At 68.4% G+C, this 16,891-nt stretch carries 14 protein-coding genes and 1 tRNA gene; 5 read left to right on the top strand and 10 right to left on the bottom strand.

Annotated elements, in window-relative coordinates:
• Positions 1-116: 116 nt before the first annotated feature.
• On the top strand, positions 117-488 hold the full coding sequence (locus ACIRR8_RS09755; protein ID WP_404061321.1) for a DUF6344 domain-containing protein: 372 nt from the start codon (positions 117-119) through the stop codon (positions 486-488).
• Positions 489-967: 479 nt separating this feature from the next.
• Here ACIRR8_RS09755 and ACIRR8_RS09750 read toward each other — a convergent pair whose 3' ends face one another.
• Both ACIRR8_RS09750 and ACIRR8_RS09745 read right to left on the bottom strand, forming a co-directional pair.
• Complete coding sequence (locus ACIRR8_RS09750) at positions 968-1,240, bottom strand: hypothetical protein (protein ID WP_078580529.1); 273 nt, start codon at positions 1,238-1,240, stop codon at positions 968-970.
• Between the two features lie 832 nt (positions 1,241-2,072).
• On the bottom strand, positions 2,073-2,831 hold the full coding sequence (locus tag ACIRR8_RS09745; RefSeq protein ID WP_404061317.1) for a GntR family transcriptional regulator: 759 nt from the start codon (positions 2,829-2,831) through the stop codon (positions 2,073-2,075).
• A 299-nt stretch (positions 2,832-3,130) separates the two neighbouring features.
• On the opposite strand from ACIRR8_RS09745, the gene ACIRR8_RS09740 reads away from it, so the two are divergent.
• The 4 genes from ACIRR8_RS09740 (at position 3,131) to ACIRR8_RS09725 (ending at position 6,222) form a co-directional block, all read left to right on the top strand.
• A complete protein-coding gene (locus tag ACIRR8_RS09740) occupies positions 3,131-3,466 on the top strand; it encodes a hypothetical protein (protein ID WP_404061314.1) in 336 nt (111 codons plus the stop codon).
• A 77-nt stretch (positions 3,467-3,543) separates the two neighbouring features.
• Positions 3,544-4,893 carry a replication initiator protein RepSA gene (gene repSA / locus ACIRR8_RS09735; RefSeq protein WP_404062539.1) on the top strand — a complete coding sequence of 450 codons (1,350 nt, stop codon included), beginning with the start codon at positions 3,544-3,546 and terminating at the stop codon, positions 4,891-4,893.
• On the top strand, positions 4,886-5,065 hold the full coding sequence (locus tag ACIRR8_RS09730) for a helix-turn-helix domain-containing protein (protein ID WP_030120440.1): 180 nt from the start codon (positions 4,886-4,888) through the stop codon (positions 5,063-5,065). The genes repSA and ACIRR8_RS09730 overlap by 8 nt, the downstream gene beginning before the upstream one ends.
• A 74-nt stretch (positions 5,066-5,139) precedes the next feature.
• The gene (locus ACIRR8_RS09725) at positions 5,140-6,222 is read left to right on the top strand and encodes a tyrosine-type recombinase/integrase (RefSeq protein ID WP_404061310.1); all 1,083 of its coding nucleotides are present in this window, start codon (positions 5,140-5,142) and stop codon (positions 6,220-6,222) included.
• A 55-nt stretch (positions 6,223-6,277) separates the two neighbouring features.
• On the opposite strand, the gene ACIRR8_RS09720 is transcribed toward ACIRR8_RS09725, so the two are convergent.
• The 8 genes from ACIRR8_RS09720 to dnaN all read right to left on the bottom strand — a co-directional run bounded on the left by ACIRR8_RS09720 (position 6,278) and on the right by dnaN (position 16,301).
• A tRNA-Ile gene (locus ACIRR8_RS09720) sits at positions 6,278-6,354 on the bottom strand.
• A gap of 78 nt (positions 6,355-6,432) precedes the next feature.
• Positions 6,433-7,035, bottom strand: coding sequence for a DUF3566 domain-containing protein (locus ACIRR8_RS09715; protein ID WP_404061307.1), 603 nt, complete (start codon positions 7,033-7,035; stop codon positions 6,433-6,435).
• 93 nt (positions 7,036-7,128) lie between these two features.
• Complete coding sequence (gyrA, locus tag ACIRR8_RS09710; RefSeq protein ID WP_404061304.1) at positions 7,129-9,768, bottom strand: DNA gyrase subunit A; 2,640 nt, start codon at positions 9,766-9,768, stop codon at positions 7,129-7,131.
• A 47-nt stretch (positions 9,769-9,815) separates the two neighbouring features.
• Entirely contained in the window at positions 9,816-11,888 is a 2,073-nt protein-coding gene (gyrB, locus tag ACIRR8_RS09705; protein ID WP_404061301.1) for a DNA topoisomerase (ATP-hydrolyzing) subunit B, read from the bottom strand.
• 410 nt (positions 11,889-12,298) lie between these two features.
• A complete protein-coding gene (locus tag ACIRR8_RS09700; RefSeq protein ID WP_404061298.1) occupies positions 12,299-12,949 on the bottom strand; it encodes a DUF721 domain-containing protein in 651 nt (216 codons plus the stop codon).
• Complete coding sequence (gene recF, locus ACIRR8_RS09695) at positions 12,946-14,076, bottom strand: DNA replication/repair protein RecF (protein ID WP_404061295.1); 1,131 nt, start codon at positions 14,074-14,076, stop codon at positions 12,946-12,948. Before recF ends, ACIRR8_RS09700 begins: the two co-directional genes overlap by 4 nt.
• A gap of 67 nt (positions 14,077-14,143) precedes the next feature.
• Positions 14,144-15,028: a phosphogluconate dehydrogenase (NAD(+)-dependent, decarboxylating) gene (gene gnd / locus ACIRR8_RS09690; RefSeq protein ID WP_404061292.1), complete on the bottom strand. Its 885-nt coding sequence runs from the start codon at positions 15,026-15,028 to the stop codon at positions 14,144-14,146.
• Positions 15,029-15,170: 142 nt separating this feature from the next.
• Positions 15,171-16,301, bottom strand: a complete 1,131-nt coding sequence (dnaN, locus tag ACIRR8_RS09685; protein ID WP_015609839.1) for a DNA polymerase III subunit beta — start codon at positions 16,299-16,301, stop codon at positions 15,171-15,173.
• Between the last annotated feature and the right edge of the window lie 590 nt (positions 16,302-16,891).

Here is a 16,891-nt window from a genome sequence, read left to right as displayed (position 1 = left end):
ATACGAGTGGTGTTAATCCGAAGATCGGCGCAGTGCGGGCGTCGCTCCCCGAAAAAGCGGCCCGGATCCACATGATCGGAGAAGTCAGCAACCGGACCACCCGAAAGCGAGGGGCCATGAGCACCTTCCAGCCCAAGAGCATCTGGACCGCCTTCATCACCGCCTTCTTCGCCCTGCTGGCGTCGCTGGGCCTCGCCACCGCCACCGCGAACGCCGCGAACGCCACGAACGCCACCACGCAGCCGAGCACCACGACCCACGAGCACGCGGGTGCCACGGCGGCAACCCCGCTCGCCCCCTCGGTGCGATGGACCCTTCCGCGTGACCGGGCCCTGCCGCCCACGATGAAGCAGCGCATCCGGGCCGAGGCCCACGGCTCCTCCCCGGCCACCCGCCACCTCGCGGCCGACCCGACGTCCGCGACCCGCACCACCGCCGCCTCCCACCACACGGCCCCGGAGAGCGACACCCCGGCCCCGCCCCCCTGACCCCGCCGGCCCACCGCACTCCGGGGCCCCTGGCCGGTTCACACCGGCCGGGGGCCCTTTTCGTGTGCCCGGAACCGCCGACGAGCGGCACACGAAGGGCCGGACAACCATGGGAGGACCCTGTGCCCCGCCGGGCGCGCAGATCCTCGGCAGGCCGGGGGGTAGGGGAGCCGTTCAAGCTGACCATCGGCTACGCGAATCACAGCCGGGCTGGACGAGTGCGAGGTGACCGTCGACGAGGTCCGGTACGGAGAGCCGCTGGACGCCGCAAGCTGACCAGAGCACCGCCACGCGAAAGACCCCCCACCGTCTCCGGTGAGGGGTCTTCGTGCTGGTGGGGCTAACAGGATTTGAACCTGTGGCCTCATCCTTATCAGGTCGGTCCACCAGCAAGGCAGACAGGGACGAAGCGAGCGACACCCGCTGAATAGGGCGGTTTGACGTTCGCCGCAGACCGATGCCGTTCGCTCCCGTTGGTGTCAGACGCTGATGTCACCAGGAGGACGACCTGCGCCACCTCCACGGCGACGCACCCGGGTCTCGACGATCCGAATCACCGTAAAGACGATCAGGACGACCACCAGCCAGGTCGCCTGCCGGAGGATGGACGTGGCGGTGTCACCGTTGATCACACATCCGGCAACGGCTCCCAACAAAATGAGGAGATTGCGGCTCACTCCGCTCTGTGCGACAGTCCAAAGTGTGCGTCCGCTTGCTTCGGGAAGCAGGACGCTGAGGGCCTGGGCAGTCATGATTCTTCCTTGGTTCCTCTGGGGCGCCCGACTCTCGCCAAAGAATCTCGGGCGCCCTTTGCGTTGCCCGGCCGTCAAGTCGACGTCAAGGCACGGCAGTTGAACCGCTCATGCGGTCATTACCGTCTGTAGTGCTCGCCTGATCGTGGCATGTGACGGCCCGTCGGCCAAGCTGCTTATCCACAGCCCCTGTGGACAACTACCTATGAAACTGTGGGTAATTGACCGAAATCTGTGTATGAAGCGGGGGACAAAGGTGTGCACAGTCCTGTTGATGCGGTAGCGCTAGCGCTCTGACCTGCATGCATGCCATCCACCGACTGTGCACGAGAAAGATCTTCAACTCTGCACGAAGATCTTTCCCGCAGCGCCTATTCAGCCTCGCCCACCACTCGCCCCGGCTCCCATCCCGTCCGCCTTCGACCCACACATCGTGGAGCGGTCGTGGTTCAGGGCGTCAAGGTGGAGCGCGCCACTGTACGAACGACCTTGACGCCCTGGGCCGCGACTGCTCGGCTCTGCCTGGGTCGAAGGTGGTCGGGATGGGAGCCCCACGACGCTCGCCCCGCTCCGGCCGGCACTCGCAAACGGCGCCCCTCCCATCCCGGAGTCTGAGCGCCCCCGCCGGAGGCATCCTCTTGAAGCCGCGGGCTTGGTTCTCGACTCATGCCCCACGGGCCTATCCACTGCGGGCGCGCGTCGGCGGCGGCAGCGCCAAGCGGGCCGAAGGCAGGAGCGCGGGCGCAGCCAGAGCCGGGAAGCGCGCCCGGCGGAGCGGAGCGCAGCCGGGTGCCTTGATGAAGTAGGGAAACCTCTAACGCCCGGGTCGCGCTCAGGCGTCGAAGTCGTACTCCAGGACGTAGGCGGCCGCGTCCAAAACCATCTCGTTGACCTCGACGGGGCGGCCGTCCTCCGCGAACGCAGTCCGGCAAATGATCATCACGGGTGTGCCAGCCGGAAGGCTCAACTTCGCCGACTCCTCGGGAAAAGGCATGCGCGAACGGATCTCTTCGCGGAAGTGGACCGGCTTATGGCCCAGTTCAGCCAGTCGCGCGTAGGTCCCTCCAGGACCCGTGTCCTGCTGAGTGATCGCCGAGCCTGCGACCAGAGTTGCGGGAAGGTACGAAGTTGCCAGCAACACCGGCTTGCCGTCCAAGACGAACCGCCGACTCCTGATGCATGTGTTCTCCCCCTCCCCCATGGCCAGCACTCGCGATGCGATCTCCGACGCGGGCCCCTCTGTCACCTCAACCTGATCCACCACCAAGTCTCGGCCTCCGAGGTCCGCCTCCCAGACTGAGCGCCCGGATCCCCACTGCTCCCGCGCCAGTCGCTGAATACCTCGACGCCTCAACGGCTGGAAGGAACGGACGAAGACACCTGCGCCCTTCCGTGCCTCGGCGAGGCCCTCGCTCTGGAGCACGCTCAAAGCCTGCCGGGCTGTCATTCGCGCCACATCGTACTTCGCCATGAGGTCGTTCTCGCCAGGCAGGCGGTCCCCCGGAGCGAACTCGCCTGAACGGATCTTCGCCTTCAGTTCGTTGGCGATCCGCTGGTACTTGGGCTCGCGGCCGCTTGCTTGGGTGGCCATCAATGGGGTCCTCTCCTCTCTAGACAGCTTAGGCCCGCTAGGCACTCACGGGACAACTAGGTGCGTGAGTCGCCTCGCACCTCTTACCAGCCGATTCTGTGCCCCGCGCGAGTCGACTCGCGGTGCGCCTTCCCACTCCGCGCGGCTCAAACAGGGGAGTGGGAAGACAAGACCGTTGACATCTCTATACATCTCTAGTTCTCTAGAGATGTCAAGTGAAGGGTCTGGTCATGCCGGGAGCGGCACCCCTACCGCCAAGCAGATGTGCCGCTCCCGTCCCAGTGAAGGGAAGTTCCATCATGCCTGCGACGCTCATCCCCACGCACCTTGGTGCGAAGTCCACGCTCACTGCCCATGACAAGCACATCTGCCAGGACTGCAAGGGCACCGCCGTCGATATCGACTCGGACGGTTCGCAGACCGGTTTCGTAGGCACGCTGATCCCCTGCATCTGCACGGGAGCCGAGCACGGTACCAGTCCGGTATGTGACTGCCACATCGACGGATGGCCCTTGGACGACGGCCTCACCGGATGGGTCGTAGCCACGTACGAGGACGACGACTGCCCCTTCTACGCCCCGTGCCCCACTCACGCCCCTGCTCGCGCGTCCGGGCTCCAGGGGGTGGCCGCGTGACACGTCTGCCGATCGCCCCGGCTGCTGTCGCTGATGTGGCGGCAGTGGTCGGGGTCGCCCCGCTGACACTGGCGGACATGCTGCGGGTAGCAAATACTCCGGGCTTCGACCGCTGGCAGGAACAGGTCCGCCGTACCGGTGGGTGCTCCGACCCGATCCATCTCCAGGGTTGGACGATCACCAAGGATAAGGCGACCACCGAGACCCTCTACTCCTACTCGACCGAGGCGGAGCCTGGGGGCCGCTTACGCGTGGCCTGCGGCAACCGTCGTGCCTCGCGCTGTCCGGCCTGCGCCTGGACCTACGCGGGAGATACCTTCCACCTGATCCGTGCCGGAATCACGGGGGACGACCACAAGAAGATCCCCGTTACCGTCCGGAACCACCCCCGCGTCTTCGCGACGCTCACCGCCCCCAGTTTCGGCCCGGTCCACAACCGTCCTGATTCCGGCCGCTGCCGCTGCGGTGCCCAGCACCCCGAGAACGACTCCGCCCTCGGCACAGCCCTGACCCCGGGCCGCTACGACTACGCGGGCGCGGTCCTCTGGAACAACCACGCTGGGCAGCTCTGGCAGCGCTTCACCATCTACCTGCGCCGGGAGATCGCCTCTCGCGCGGGACTTTCGCAACGGGCCCTGGCCGACGTGTGCCGGGTCTCCTTCGGCAAGGTCGCAGAGTTCCAGAAGCGCGGCACGATCCACTTCCACGCGGTCTTGCGCCTGGACGGCCCCGAGGGCCCCAACACATCGCCCCCGGCTTGGGCGACGGTGCCACTCCTGGGCGACAGCATCCGCGCCGCAGCCACACGGGTCGCGGTCACCGTCCCGCCCGCCGGCGTTCTCCCCGAACGCGAACTTCGCTGGGGCACCCAGGTCGACGTGCAGCCAATCGGCGCACTCGGCCATGAGGACCTGACCGAACAGGCCGTCGCATCCTATGTGGCGAAGTACGCGACCAAGGCCGCCGAGACCACCGGCACTATCGACCGCCGGATCGGAGAACGCGCCGAACTCGACAAGCTCCCCGCCCTGCCCGACCACACCCGTCGCCTCATCGAAGCCTGCTGGAACCTCGACGCGGCCTATCCCGAACGCCTCCTCGCCCACTGGTCGCACATGCTTGGCTTCCGCGGCCACTTCTCCACCAAGTCGCGCCGCTACTCCACCACTCTCGGCGCGCTGCGCCAGGTGAGGGCCGACTACCGGGCCCGTCAGGACCGCGAGGTGCACGGGCTCCCCGAGGTTTTGGAGGACGCGCAGGAACCCACCCTCGTGATCGCTCACTGGACCTACGCCGGGCACGGCCACACCCCCGGCGAATCCTGGCTCGCCGCCACCATCGCCCGCGACATCCAGACCGGCCGCACCACCGCCCGCGAAGCACGCGCCGAACTCGAAGATCTTGACGGAGGTGGTTGGGATGTCTGACGAGCTGCTGACGGTGCCTGAGGTGATGGCCCGGCTCAAGGTCGGCCGGACCACCGTCTACGACCTGATCCGTACGCGGCGCCTGCCCTCGCTGACGATCGGCTCCAGCCGCCGTATCCCGGCTGACGGTCTCCGGGCGTTCCTCGCGTCCCGTCTTGAGGAGGCTGCCTGATGGCGAGGCGTCGTCCCAATGGCGGGGGCACCGTTACCAGGCGGAAGGACGGGCGCTATCAGGGCGCCGCGTACGTGACCAACACTGACGGGCACCGGGTGCGGAGGTTCGTGTACGGCTCGACGTACGACGAGGCGGCCGAGAAGCTGGGCAAGCTCCAGGAGCAGGAGCGCAACGGGGTGCCGGTGCCGTCGCGGACCTGGTCGCTCGGTGAGTGGCTGGCCTACTGGCTTGAGCACATCGTGAAGCCGAACCGGGAGCACAACACGTACGTGAAGTACGAGTCCAAGGTACGGCTGTACCTGGTCCCCCACCTGGGCAAGAAGCCGCTGGTTCGGCTGACTCCGGCTCAGCTCCGCTCGTTCATGGCCGAGCTGAAGCGCACGGAGGTTCCGCCGGCCGCCCGCTTCGAGGTGCTGCGGGTCCTGCGGAACGCGTTGAACCGGGCCGTCCGCGAAGAGCTGCTGACGCGGAACGTGGCCGAGCTGGTGGACATGCCAAAGGTGACGAAGAAGGAGGCGAAGCCGTGGAACGCGCGGGAGGCCATCACGTTCCTTCGGTCCGCTCGGGCCCACCGGCTCTACGCGGCCTGCGTGCTGGTGCTCGTCCTCGGCCTGCGTCGCAGTGAGGTGCTGGGGCTGCGCTGGCAGGACATCGACTTCGATCAGCGCCAGTTCACGCCGCTCAAGCAGGTACAGCGGGTGAAGGGTGTCGGCCTGGTCCTCAAGGACCTCAAGACGGAGTCCTCGCACGCCGTGCTTCCGCTGCCGGAGTTCTGCGCCCGCGCCCTGGAGGAGCGTCGGGAGCTCCAGGACCTCGAACGGCGGATCGTGGGCGAAGGCTGGAGCCAGGAGCCGGGGCAGGACCTGATCTTCTCGTCGGAGCGTGGCGGGCTGATCGACCCCGTGGGCTTCTCCCGGAGCTTCAACGCGCTCGTGAAGCGGGCCGGAGTCCGCCGGATCACGGTGCGGCTCGCTCGGCACACCTGCGGCACCCTGCTGGCGTTCCTGAAGGTGCACCCCAAGGTCGCCCAGGCGATCCTCCGGCACAGCCAGATCAGCATGACGATGGACGTCTACACCCACGTGGTGGGCGACGGTGAGCGGGAGGCCGTGACGATGCTCGCGGAACTCCTGGAAGATCCACTGATCGGCTGATGTCAGCCGTAGATGTCAAAGGCCCCCCACCGTTCCCGGTGAGGGGCCTTCGTGCTGGTGGGGCTAACAGGATTTGAACCTGTGGCCTCATCCTTATCAGGGATGCGCTCTAACCAACTGAGCTATAGCCCCGCCGCGCTGTGCTGCTCCGCGCTGACTTCTGAAGATTAGCGCACGTCGGGGCCAGTCCCAAAATCGATACCCGGCGAGCTACTCGTCCTCGGCCAGCGTGAGCTCGACGCCGCCGACGAAGCCCGCCGACAGGTTGTAGATGAAGGCGCCCAGCGTCGCCAGCGCGGTGGCCAGCACCACGTCGATCACGGCGATGACCGAGGTGAAGATGAGCACGCGCGGCAGCGAGAGGAACGACTGCAGGTCGAAGCCGTTGCTCTCGTTCGAGCCGGTCGCCTCGCTGATCGTGCCGCCCACCGTGGTGAAGACGCCCATCGCGTCCATCACCATCCACAGGATCGCCGCCGCCACCACCGTGCAGATGCCCAGCGCGATCGACAGCAGGAAGCTGACCTTCATCACCGACCACGGGTCGGCCTTGGCCACCCGCAGCCGGGCCTTGCGGGTACGCGGAGTGGTCCGCGCCCCCGTGCGCGGCTTGCGCGTCGCCTGCACGCCGCCGAGTGTGCCCCCGCCCTGCCCGGGGCCCTGCTGGCCGCCCTGGGTGCCCCCGCCGGGCCTCTGGTACGCCTGAGGCGGGTGGTACGGCCCCGACGGCCCCGGTGCGGGCTCACGCTCGCCGGGCAGCGGCCCGGTCGCGTAACCCTCGTACTGGGGCTGAGGCCCTCGTGTGTCTGTCACAGTGCCCCCTTGGGAGTCCGTGGCAGGGCCACGGGCACCGTTCGCTCCTGCTCCGGAAGCGGCCGAACCGGCGCCCGTGGCTCCACTCACGCTCTACTCCTCGTGCTCCCCGGTCGAAGGCTCCGTGCCCTCGACAGTGCCCTCTACCACGCTCTCGGCGTGGACCTCGGCCGTCTCGCCCTCGGCATCATCGGCCCCATCGACCTCTTCCGCCTCACGACCGGCCTCGGCATTGCGCGCGATGCCGACGACGGCATCCCGCTTGCCCAGATTGATCAGTTGGACGCCCATGGTGTCACGGCCCGTCTCCCTGACTTCATTGACTCGCGTACGAATCACACCACCGCCGAGCGTGATGGCGAGGATCTCGTCCGTCTCCTCGACCACCAGCGCACCGACGAGCGAGCCCCGGTCCTCGACGATCTTGGCAGCCTTGATGCCGAGGCCGCCGCGGCCCTGGACGCGGTACTCGTCGACGGGGGTGCGCTTGGCGTACCCGCCGTCGGTAGCGGTGAAGACGAACGTACCGGGCCGGACGACATTCATCGAGAGCAGTTCGTCTCCCTCGCGGAAACTCATGCCCTTGACACCCGAGGTGGCCCGGCCCATCGGCCGCAGCGCGTCGTCCGTCGCGGTGAACCTGATCGACTGCGCCTTCTTGCTGATGAGCAGCAGATCGTCCTCCGCCGACACCAGCTCGGCGCCGATCAGCTCGTCGTCGCCGCCCTCCGGCATCTCGCGCAGGTTGATCGCGATGACGCCGCCCGAGCGCGGTGAGTCGTAGTCCTTGAGCGCGGTCTTCTTCACCAGACCGCCCTTCGTCGCGAGGATCAGGTACGGCACGGCCTCGTAGTCGCGGATCGCCAGGATCTGCGCGATCTTCTCGTCCGGCTGGAAGGCCAGCAGGTTGGCGACGTGCTGGCCGCGCGCGTCCCGGCCGGCGTCCGGGAGCTCGTACGCCTTGGCCCGGTACACCCGGCCCTTGTTGGTGAAGAACAGCAGCCAGTGGTGCGTCGTCGAGACGAAGAAGTGGTCGACGATGTCGTCTTCCTTGAGCTTCGTCCCGCGCACGCCCTTGCCGCCGCGCTTCTGGGAGCGGTAGTCGTCCGTCTTCGTGCGCTTCACGTAGCCGCTGCGGGAGATCGTGACGACGATGTCCTCCTCGGCGATCAGGTCCTCGATGGACATGTCACCGTCGAAGGGCACCAGCTGGGAGCGCCGGTCGTCGCCGAACTTCTCGACGATCGCGGCCAGTTCCTCGCTGACGATCTGGCGCTGCTTGGCCGGCGAGGCCAGGATCTCGTTGTACTCGTTGATCTTCGCCTGGAGCTCGTCGTGCTCGGCGGTGATCTTCTGGTGCTCCAGCGCGGCCAGCCGGCGCAGCTGCATCTCCAGGATCGCGTTCGCCTGGAGCTCGTCGATCTCCAGCAGGCCCATCAGGCCCTCACGCGCGATCTCCACGGTGTTGGAGCGCCGGATGAGGGCGATGACCTCGTCGATGGCGTTCAGGGCCTTCAGCAGGCCGCGCAGGATGTGCGCCCGCTCCTCTGCCTTGCGCAGCCGGAACCTCGTACGCCGGACGATGACCTCGATCTGGTGCGTCACCCAGTGGCGGATGAACGCGTCGATCGAGAGCGTGCGCGGGACTCCGTCGACCAGCGCCAGCATGTTGGCGCCGAAGTTCGTCTGGAGGTCGGTGTGCTTGTACAGGTTGTTCAGTACGACCTTGGCGACCGCGTCCCGCTTGAGGACGACGACCAGGCGCTGGCCGGTACGCGAGGAGGTCTCGTCGCGGACGTCCGCGATGCCGCCGACCTTGCCGTCCTTGACCAGGTCGGCGATCTTCTGCGCGAGGTTGTCGGGGTTGGTCTGGAACGGCAGCTCGGTGACGACCAGGCACTGGCGGCCCTGGATCTCCTCGACCGCGACGACCGCGCGCATCGTGATGGAGCCGCGCCCGGTGCGGTACGCCTCCTCGATGCCCTTGCGGCCCACGACCAGCGCGCCGGTCGGGAAGTCCGGGCCCTTGATGCGCTCGATCAGCGCGTCCAGCAGCTCCTCGTGCGAGGCCTCCGGGTGCTCCAGATACCACTGGGCGCCGGCGGCGACCTCGCGCAGGTTGTGCGGCGGGATGTTGGTCGCCATGCCGACCGCGATCCCGGCGGAGCCGTTGACCAGCAGGTTCGGGAACCGCGCCGGCAGGACAGTCGGCTCCTGGTTGCGGCCGTCGTAGTTGTCCTGGAAGTCGACGGTCTCCTCGTCGATGTCCCGGACCATCTCCATGGACAGCGGCATCATCTTGCACTCGGTGTACCGCATGGCGGCGGCCGGGTCGTTGCCCGGGGAACCGAAGTTGCCGTTGGAGTCCACCAGCGGCATCCGCAGCGACCACGGCTGCGCGAGGCGCACCAGGGCGTCGTAGATGGAGGAGTCGCCGTGCGGGTGGTACGTACCCATGACGTCGCCGACGACGCGGGCGCACTTGTAGAACCCCTTCTCGGGGCGGTACCCGCCGTCGTACATCGCGTACAGCACCCGGCGGTGGACGGGCTTGAGGCCGTCCCGTACGTCGGGCAGCGCACGCGAGACGATGACGGACATCGCGTAATCGAGATAGGAGCGCTGCATCTCCGTCTCGAGCCCGACGGGCTCGACACGCATGCCCACACCGGGGACGGTGACTTCCTCGGGCGTCGCGGGTTCAGGTGTCACAGGGGTGTTCTCGTCGGCCATTGCTGGTCAAAGTCCTTTCGAGCTGCGGCGTGGCGGGTACGGCCGACTCAGATGTCGAGGAAACGGACGTCCTTGGCGTTGCGCTGGATGAACGAGCGCCGTGCCTCGACGTCCTCACCCATGAGCACCGAGAACAGGTCGTCGGCCTGCGCCGCGTCGTCCAGCGTGACCTGGCCGAGGACCCGGTGGTCGACGTCCATGGTGGTGACGCGCAGCTCTTCGGCGTTCATCTCGCCGAGGCCCTTGAAGCGCTGGATCGAGTCTTCCTTGATCCGCTTGCCGTTCTGCTTGCCGAGCGCCACGAGCGCGTCGCGCTCCCGGTCCGAGTACGCGTACTCGAAGTCGTCCCGGCCCCACTTGATCTTGTAGAGCGGCGGGCGCGAGAGGTAGACGTTGCCCTGCTCGACCAGCGGCCGCATGAAGCGGAAGAGGAACGTCAGCAGCAGGGTGTTGATGTGCTGGCCGTCGACGTCGGCGTCCGCCATCAGAATGATCTTGTGATAGCGGAGCTTGTCGATGTCGAAGTCCTCGTGGACCCCGGTGCCGAAGGCCGAGATCAGCGCCTGCACCTCGGTGTTCTGCAGGATCTTGTCGATCCGGGCCTTCTCGACGTTCAGGATCTTGCCGCGGATGGGCAGGATCGCCTGGTACATCGGGTTGCGGCCGGACTTCGCCGAACCGCCGGCGGAGTCACCCTCGACGATGAAGATCTCGCACTTGGTGGGGTCGTTCGACTGGCAGTCGCTGAGCTTGCCCGGCAGCGAGGCGCTCTCCAGGAGCCCCTTGCGCCGCGTCAGGTCACGCGCCTTGCGGGCCGCCACGCGGGCGGTCGAGGCGGCGATGCCCTTGCGGATGATGTCGGCCGCCTCGTTGGGGTTGCGGTCGAACCAGTCCGTCAGCTGCTCGTGGACGACCTTCTGCACGAAGGTCTTGGCCTCCGTGTTGCCCAGCTTGGTCTTCGTCTGGCCCTCGAACTGCGGCTCGCCCAGCTTCACCGAGATGATCGCGGTGAGACCCTCGCGTACGTCCTCGCCGGTGAGGTTGTCGTCCTTCTCGCGCAGCAGCTTCTTCTCGCGCGCGTACCGGTTGACCAGGGAGGTCAGCGCGGCGCGGAAGCCCTCCTCGTGGGTACCGCCCTCGTGCGTGTGGATCGCGTTGGCGAAGGAGTAGACGCCTTCGGTGTACTGCGTGTTCCACTGCATGGCGATCTCGGCCGAGAGGAGACGGTCCTTGTCCTCGGCCTCGATGTCGATCACCGACTGGTGGATGACGTCGCCCTTGCGGGAGTTGAGGTACTTGACGAAGTCGACGATGCCGTTCTCGTAGTGGTACGTGACGGTGCGGGTCGTCTCCTCCTCGGGCACCTCGACGGCCTCGGCGCTGTCGGCGCCCGCCGTGGCCTTCGCCGACTCACGCTCGTCGGTCAGCTTGAGGGTGAGGCCCTTGTTGAGGAACGCCATCTCCTGGAAGCGGCGCGAGAGGGTCTCGAAGCTGTACTCGGTGGTCTCGAAGATGTCCCCGTCGGCCCAGAAGGTGACCGTCGTGCCGGACTCGTCGGTGGCCTCGTGCTTGGCCAGCGGAGCGGTCGGGACACCGAGCTTGTAGTCCTGGGTCCAGCGGTACCCGTCGCGCCTGACCTCCACCGCGACGCGCGTGGACAGCGCGTTGACGACGGAGACACCGACGCCGTGCAGACCGCCGGAGACGGCGTACCCGCCGCCGCCGAACTTGCCGCCCGCGTGCAGCACGGTGAGGACGACCTCGACGGCCGGCTTGCCTTCGGACGGCACGATGTCGACCGGGATGCCCCGGCCGTTGTCGATCACGCGCACGCCGCCGTCGGCGAGGATCGTGACGTCGATCGTGTCCGCGTGGCCGGCCATGGCCTCGTCGACCGAGTTGTCGACGACCTCCTGCACGAGGTGGTGCAGGCCGCGCTCACCGGTCGAGCCGATGTACATGCCAGGCCGCTTGCGGACCGCGTCCAGCCCTTCCAGCACGGTGATCGCGCTGGCGTCGTAGGCGGTGGGGGTGACCTCGCCCGACTCCTCGGCTGTGGACGGAGTGTTCTCGTTGGGGTTGCCGGAATCGGCCACGAAGCGCCCTTTCTGGCACAGCACAGGCCGTCTTCCGGACAGGCGGGAGCGGCTGCGTCGTTCGGCTTGTATCGACGACTCCCGCCTCAGCGGCGGGATTACTCACCAGTCTACCGGTAGCACTGACATGAATGGGGGTTTGCCGGTACCTGAGTACGCATGTGCCGCCCTGAATCAGCGGTTGACGACTCCCCATATTCAGGGAGGGGCTCCAAGAGGCCCTGACGGGCATTGAGCGCTTCGGCCTGTCAACCTCCCGCTACGGTGAGGGACGCTCCGCCCGCACCTGACGGTTTCCGCCGGTACGAACCCCGCCGAACCGGCATCACCGGACGACCCCCAGCCCCTCGCGCAGGCATCAGGAACACGACAAGTTTCAGCCAGAAGTGCAGCTCAGAGGGGTTCAACAGTCCGTACGGTGTCCAGCCGGGCCCTCACCCGTAGGTGTCGCCGGGCCCCTTGCTGCCGGGCGCCCGCAGCGGCCCGAACCGGCGCTCCGGGCCGCCGGGACCGACCACCTTGATCATCCGTACGGTGCCCTGGCCCAGATCCGCGTTGAGCCGGGCCACCAGCTGAGGGGCCAGCAGCCGCAGCTGGGTCGCCCACGCCGTGGAGTCGCAGCTCACAGTGAGCACCCGCGCGGCCGGATCCTCGTCGTACCGCAGCGGCACACAGTGATTGGCCAGATCGTCGCCCACGATCTGCGGCCACCGGCCCATCACGCCGCCCACCGCCGCCGGCGTCTCCCAGCCGCGCTCGGTGATCAGCCGGTCGATGGCGGAACCCAGCGGCTGCGGATCCCGGCCGTCCGAGCGGGCCCCGGAGCGCAGCCCGCCGCCGCGCCTGGCCTGCTTCTTCTGCTGGGCCGCCGCGCCACGCGCCTTGGCCTGCTCCTTCGCCGCCCGCAGCGCGACCCGGGCGAGGTCGACGCCGGAGACCTCGGGCGGCTTGGGGCTCCCGGCGGCCTCCGGCGTACCACCGGATCCGCCGTCACCACGGGCCGCGGGCCCCGTACCGCTCGCGGTCCCGTCCGCGCGCCCCGTACCACCGAAAGCGCCCCCGGGCTCCTCGTCGCGGCCGGTCATGCGCGGGCCACCTCGCCCGCCGTCACCGCGTACCGCGCGCCCGCCAGCACGGCCGGCACGTCCTCCGCCACCGCGGCCGTCACCAGCACCTGCTCGCCCGGCGCCACCAGCTCCGCCAGCCGCTCGCGGCGGCGGGCGTCCAGCTCGGCGAAGACGTCGTCCAGGACGAGAACCGGCTCATTGCCCTCGGCGCGCAGCAGCTCGTAACTGGCCAGCCGCAGCGCCAGCGCGTAGCTCCAGGACTCGCCATGGCTCGCGTACCCCTTCGCGGGCATCGACCGAAGGCCGAGCAGCAGGTCGTCCCGGTGCGGCCCCACCAGCGTCACCCCGCGCTCGATCTCCTGCTTGCGGACCCCGGCGAGCGCCGCGATCAGCTGCTCGTACAGCTCCTCGCGGGTCCGGCCCGCCGCCACGTCCTCGCCGACCGAGCTGCGGTACTCCAGCGCCACCGGGCCACCACCCGGCGCCACGTCCCCGTACGCCTTGTCGGCCAGCGGCTGGAGCGTGGCGATCAGGTCGAGGCGCTGCGCGAGCAGCTCGGCGCCGACCCGGCCCAGGTGCTGGTCCCAGACTTCGAGCGTCGACAGATCCATGGAGCGGCCGCCGTGGCGACGGGCCATGGCGGCGGACTTCAGCAGGGTGTTGCGCTGCTTCAGGACGCGCTCGTAGTCGGAGCGGACCCCGGCCATCCGGGGCGAGCGCGCGGTGACCAGCTCGTCCAGGAACCGCCGCCGCTCCCCGGGATCGCCCTTGACCAGGGCCAGATCCTCCGGCGCGAACAGCACCGTCCGTACGATCCCGAGCACATCACGCGGTCTGACCTGCGAGGACCGGTTGATACGGGCCCGGTTGGCGCGGCCGGGATTCAGCTCCAGCTCGATCAGCTGCGAGCGCTCGCCCTGCGTCACCGCCGCCCGGATCACGGCCCGCTCGGCGCCCATCCGCACCAGCGGCGCGTCCGAGGAGACGCGGTGGCTGCCGAGGGTGGCGAGATAGCCGATCGCCTCGACGAGGTTGGTCTTGCCCTGCCCGTTGGGCCCCACGAACGCGGTGACGCCCGGGTCGAGAGGGACCTCGACCCGGGCGTACGAGCGGAAGTCGGCCAGCGAGAGATGGGTGACGTGCATGGTGGCCGACCTCTCCCGGTGGTGCTTCGCTGGTTGTTTCGCTACCGACGCGCCGCCGGCGGTCCGGTCAGTTCTCGGACTTGGACTCGACCGCGTGGCCGCCGAACTGGTTGCGCAGCGCGGCGATCATCTTCATCTGCGGCGAGTCGTCCTGGCGCGAGGCGAACCGCGCGAACAGGGACGCCGTGATCGCGGGCAGCGGCACCGCGTTGTCGATCGCGGCCTCCACCGTCCAGCGGCCCTCACCGGAGTCGGCGGCGAAGCCCCGGAGCTTCTCCAGGTGCTCGTCGTCGTCCAGGGCGTTGACCGCGAGGTCGAGGAGCCAGGAACGGATGACCGTGCCCTCCTGCCAGGAGCGGAAGACCTCGCGTACGTCGGTGACGGAGTCGACCTTCTCCAGCAGCTCCCAGCCCTCGGCGTAGGCCTGCATCATGGCGTACTCGATGCCGTTGTGGACCATCTTCGCGAAGTGGCCGGCGCCGACCTTGCCCGCGTGGACGGAGCCGAAGTCGCCCTCGGGCTTGAGCGCGTCGAAGATCGGCTGGACCTTCGCCACGTTCTCCTGGCTGCCGCCGTACATCAGGGCATAGCCGTTCTCCAGGCCCCAGACGCCGCCGGAGACGCCGCAGTCGACGAAGCCGATCTCCTTGAGGCCCAGCTCGACGGCGTGCTTCTCGTCGTCGGTCCAGCGCGAGTTCCCGCCGTCGACGACGACGTCGCCGGGCGAGAGCAGCTCGGCGAGCTCGTCGATGGTGGACTGGGTCGCGGCTCCGGCCGGGACCATGACCCAGACGACCCGCGGGCCCTTCAGCTTGCCCACAAGCTCTTCGAGACTGTGGACATCGGCGACATCCGGGTTGCGGTCGTAACCGATGACGGTGTGGCCTGCGCGGCGGATGCGCTCGCGCATGTTGCCGCCCATCTTGCCGAGGCCGACGAGACCGAGCTCCATCAGAGATTTCCTTAAGCGTCGTGGCGATAGCTTCGGGGCGGGTGCCGCCCAGGACCGAGCCTACGCCCGGCGGGGCGGCGCACGGCCGGGACAGCGCGGTGGGCCCGCTCCGCGCCGGACGGGCCTACCGGTGACAACTCGGTCAGCCGGAGAGACGCACCGGCATGATCAGGTACTTGTACGCGTCGTCGGCCTCGGCGTCCACGGCCGGGCGCCCGCTGAGCAGGGCGGGCTTGGTGGACGTGGTGAAGGAGAGCTGGGCGACCGGGGAGTCGATCGCGCTCAGACCGTCCAGCAGGAACGTCGGGTTGAAGGCGATCGAGATGTCGTCGCCCTCCAGCACCGCGTCGACGCGCTCCACAGCCTGTGCGTCGTCGCTGGAACCGGCCTCCAGGATGAGCACGCCCTGCTCGAAGCTGAGCCGGACCGGGGTGTTGCGCTCGGCGACCAGGGCCACACGCTTGACGGCCTCGACGAAGGGGGCCGTCTCGATGACCGCGACCGAGTTGAACTCGGTGGGGAAGAGCGTGCGGTACTTCGGCAGGTCGCCTTCGAGCAGCCGGGTGGTCGTCGTGCGTCCCGCGCCCTCGAAACCGATCAGCCCCTCACCGGCGCCGGAGCCGGAGAGCGCCAGGGTGACCGTGTCACCGCTGGTGAGCGCCTTGGCGGTGTCCAGGAGCGTCTTGGCGGGCACCAGGGCGACCGCGGAGGCCTCCGGGTCCTCCGGCTTCCAGAGGAACTCGCGGACCGCGAAGCGGTAGCGGTCGGTGGAGGCGAGGGTGACGGTGTCGCCCTCGATCTCGATGCGCACACCGGTCAGCACCGGCAGCGTGTCATCGCGGCCCGCGGCGATGGCTACCTGGGCGGCGGCCGAGGCGAAGACCTCACCGGGGACGGTGCCGGTGGCGGTCGGCATCTGCGGCAGCGCCGGGTACTCCTCCACAGGCAGTGTGTGGAGGGTGAAGCGTGAGGAGCCGCAGACCACCGTGGCCCGTACACCATCCGTGGAGATCTCCACCGGACGGTTGGGGAGGGCGCGGCAGATGTCGGCGAGCAGCCGGCCGGAGACGAGCACCGTGCCGTCCTCGTCGACCTCCGCGTCCACGGAGACCTTGGCCGAGACCTCGTAGTCGAAGCTGGAGAAGGAGAGGGCTCCGTCCTCGGCCTTCAGCAGAAGGCCCGCGAGAACGGGCGCCGGCGGACGGGCCGGGAGGCTGCGGGCCACCCAGGCCACCGCCTCCGCGAGTACATCGCGCTCCACCCGGATCTTCACCGGAACCGCCTCCTGCTGTTGCTCGCTCGCCCTGCTGGCCTTCGTCGTCTGGACCGGAGCTCCCTGCCGTCGGCCGGGGTGGCTCCGGGGTCCAGTCTGACGCACGGCACCGACAGTCGTTGCTGCTCGGGGTCAAGTCGAGCAGAACGCGGCGAGGCGGTCGCCGGTCGAGTTGTACACAGGCCCCACTTCGAAGCGGATTCCTGGCTAACTCTGAGTGGTAGTAGTAGTAGGCCCTGTGGAAACCGTGGATAACGTCGTTTGCGCAGGTCAGCATCGGTTTTTTGTCCACCGGTCCTGTGGGCGGCACCCGTGGACAACCGGGGCTTTCTGTGGACGGGCGGAAGTTCTGCACACCCGATGCACAGGAGGGGGTCACTTCTCCCCAGGCCTGTCCCCAGCTTTACCCCGGTTCCCCACAGCTCAATCAGGCAGCTTGGTGTGACGCCTTTCACTCCGGGCGGTGAGAGCGGGTGTTGTGTTGCCGAACAGTGGACGAAGGTGTGGAGAAGCCGGGCCGAGCTGGGGACAACACCGTCCAGCCTGTGGGCCGACGGTGGACAACTTGGAACGCCTCCTGTGGACGAAGA

It is taken from the genome of Streptomyces sp. NPDC101178, assembly GCF_044767965.1.
In the GTDB taxonomy this organism is placed as follows: Bacteria; Actinomycetota; Actinomycetes; order Streptomycetales; family Streptomycetaceae; genus Streptomyces.
Note: the sequence above shows the minus strand (reverse complement) of the source record. Positions and strands in the feature narration are given on the sequence as shown.

Coding starts and splice junctions, on each gene's coding strand:
- ACIRR8_RS09730 (WP_030120440.1), top strand. CDS start 4,886: ATGTCTGACGAGCTGCTGACGGTGCCTGAGGTGATGGCCCGGCTCAAG.
- recF (WP_404061295.1), bottom strand. CDS start 14,076: ATGCACGTCACCCATCTCTCGCTGGCCGACTTCCGCTCGTACGCCCGG.
- ACIRR8_RS09755 (WP_404061321.1), top strand. CDS start 117: ATGAGCACCTTCCAGCCCAAGAGCATCTGGACCGCCTTCATCACCGCC.
- ACIRR8_RS09750 (WP_078580529.1), bottom strand. CDS start 1,240: ATGACTGCCCAGGCCCTCAGCGTCCTGCTTCCCGAAGCAAGCGGACGC.
- gyrA (WP_404061304.1), bottom strand. CDS start 9,768: ATGGCCGACGAGAACACCCCTGTGACACCTGAACCCGCGACGCCCGAG.
- ACIRR8_RS09700 (WP_404061298.1), bottom strand. CDS start 12,949: ATGACCGGCCGCGACGAGGAGCCCGGGGGCGCTTTCGGTGGTACGGGG.
- repSA (WP_404062539.1), top strand. CDS start 3,544: ATGCTGCGGGTAGCAAATACTCCGGGCTTCGACCGCTGGCAGGAACAG.
- gnd (WP_404061292.1), bottom strand. CDS start 15,028: ATGGAGCTCGGTCTCGTCGGCCTCGGCAAGATGGGCGGCAACATGCGC.
- ACIRR8_RS09740 (WP_404061314.1), top strand. CDS start 3,131: ATGCCTGCGACGCTCATCCCCACGCACCTTGGTGCGAAGTCCACGCTC.
- ACIRR8_RS09745 (WP_404061317.1), bottom strand. CDS start 2,831: ATGGCCACCCAAGCAAGCGGCCGCGAGCCCAAGTACCAGCGGATCGCC.